General features: G+C 58.4%; 1 protein-coding gene. It reads right to left on the reverse strand.

The window, feature by feature from the left end; genetic code table 11:
* Positions 1-89: 89 nt before the first annotated feature.
* Positions 90-509: a hypothetical protein gene (locus QN357_RS19180; RefSeq protein WP_322189244.1), complete on the reverse strand. Its 420-nt coding sequence runs from the start codon at positions 507-509 to the stop codon at positions 90-92.
* Positions 510-654 lie beyond the last annotated feature (145 nt).

Raw genomic sequence — 654 nt, forward strand, 5'->3', positions numbered from 1 at the left:
ATCACCTTCAACGGCCGACTCTCCATCCGCGACAACTAAAAATCAAACCCAGTTACACCGAAAACTTGACAGACCCCGAATCCAACGGATCACCGAAACGATCGCAGCTGTGTGTAGTACTTCGTGGTTGCACCCTCGGTCCAAGCCTCAACGAGATAGCCGAGATGAAGCTTCGTCCTGTCCCAACTGATCCAGTGAGATGGCAGTCCCGCTTCCGTATGGGCACCGGGAGTGTCCGTGGTTTGTGTCCAGCCGTTCGCTGCCAGCGCCCGCGAGTAGAAGGCGATGACCTCGCGTTGCGTGTGGGTTGTCGTCCCGGATATACCGGTGACGGCCACGTCGCCGCCATCGAGGCCGAATTGAACCCGTCCCGGGTCATTGTTGATCCGGACATCGGTGCTGCCGGGGTAGGTCAATGCGGCTTCGGGTTGTTTGGCCAGGCTGTCGATGGATTGTCCCGGCACGCAGCCAGTCAGCAAGAGCAAACACATGCTGGCTGCGGTCACCACGCTCAGAAACCGAGTCGTTCTTCGCACCGTTCTCCCTGCCTGCCGCGTCGCGTTGGTCAATTGGGATACTAGGAGCGTGGGTCAGTAACGGCGAAGTTTAAAACGCCGACGGATTTCCTGGGCTGGGGTTGTTGGTCTGGGAAAA

The sequence above is a fragment of the Cryobacterium sp. RTC2.1 genome, assembly GCF_035018685.1.
Classification (GTDB): domain Bacteria; phylum Actinomycetota; class Actinomycetes; order Actinomycetales; family Microbacteriaceae; genus Cryobacterium; species Cryobacterium glucosi.